The 929-nt window shown below is 72.2% G+C and carries 1 protein-coding gene; it reads left to right on the top strand.

Going from position 1 to position 929, the window contains the following annotated elements; all coding sequences use genetic code 11:
- Positions 1–929 (top strand): DUF748 domain-containing protein (locus tag DBR23_RS31750; protein WP_233250738.1); only part of this gene is annotated, 929 nt, incomplete at both ends.

Consider the following 929-nt stretch of genomic DNA (forward strand, 5'->3'; position numbering starts at 1 on the left):
AGCTGACGGCGCCCGTGGTGACCGCCACCCGCGACGCCAGCGGTCAGATCAACCTGGCGCAACTGGCAACGCCCACCCCGCCAGCGCAGCATTCCACGCCCGCCAAGGGCAAGCCCGCCACACCTGCGGCATCCGCCTCAGTTGACACTGCCGCTTCGCCACCGGCCAGCGCAGCATCCGCCCCAGCGTCCCCCGCCTCCACAGGCAAAGCCAAGGCCAAGGCAGCCGCCCCCGCCTGGGCGGTGGACGTCGCCACCGCCGCCGTGCGTGGGGGCACCCTGCGCTGGGCCGACGCCACCACGCGCCCCGCTGCCGCCCTGCAGGCCACCGACATCACGCTGGATGCGGCCGATGTCGCCCTGCCCTTTGCCAAGGACAACGCCAAGCCCTTCAGCTTCAAAGGCGGGCTCAACCTGCAAGGCAGCACGCTCAGCTTCACCGGCGAAGCCACGGACCAGAAGGCCCAGGTCAACGCCACCCTGAACGCCCTGGCCCTGCAACTGGCCGCACCCTACCTGGCCCAGACGCTGGAGCCCACGGTGACCGGCCAGCTCAGCGGCGATGTGGGTGTGGCATGGCAAGCGCCCACGCCACAGGCCGCGCAGGCGGGCGCCACCGGCGTCACCCTCAAGGCAGGCCCCCTGGCGCTGGAGCAACTGGCCGTCAAGCAGGGCAAGACCACCTTGGCCAGCCTGGGCAAGCTCGACATTGCGGGCGCCGAGGTGCCCCTGGATGCGCGCACTGCCACGCTGGAGCGCCTGGCCATCAGCCAGCCGCAACTGGCGGTGGAACGGGGCGCCGACGGGCGCTGGATGTTCGAGCGCTGGCTGAAGGCAGCGCCCGGCAGCACCACGGCCCCGGCGGCAACGGCCGACGCAGCACCCGCCAGCACCAGCACACCCTGGAAGCTGCGCGTGGCCGATTTCTCG

The organism is Acidovorax sp. HMWF018, assembly GCF_003061035.1.
GTDB classification, from domain to species: Bacteria; Pseudomonadota; Gammaproteobacteria; order Burkholderiales; family Burkholderiaceae_C; genus Acidovorax; species Acidovorax delafieldii.